At 67.9% G+C, this 265-nt stretch carries 1 pseudogene; it reads right to left on the reverse strand.

Going from position 1 to position 265, the window contains the following annotated elements:
- Positions 1–265 (reverse strand): annotated as a pseudogene (locus AAEZ10_RS27440) (L-seryl-tRNA(Sec) selenium transferase); the annotation flags it as partial.

Here is a 265-nt window from a genome sequence, read left to right on the forward strand (position 1 = left end):
GCGCCGGTCAGCTCGCGGATCAGTCCTTCGATGAGGTCGTCGCGATCGCCGCGTTTGCCGGTGGCGAGATCGAATTCCAGGTTGAGCGGGTAGCGCGCGGCGAGGGTGATTGCCTCTATGGCTTCATCCGGCAACAGGGCGCGCCCGAGGTTGGTGTGCAGCACCGTGCCAGTGAGGTTGAACACTCGGCGCACGCGGCTCTTGTGCTGGCTGGCCAGGCGTTCGCCGGCGCGCCCGGCGAGCACCGCTTCGGACAGTTCCAGCG

Source organism: Pseudomonas sp. H26/SER47-MNA-CIBAN-0231 (genome assembly GCF_040310465.1).
GTDB classification, from domain to species: domain Bacteria; phylum Pseudomonadota; class Gammaproteobacteria; order Pseudomonadales; family Pseudomonadaceae; genus Aquipseudomonas; species Aquipseudomonas atacamensis.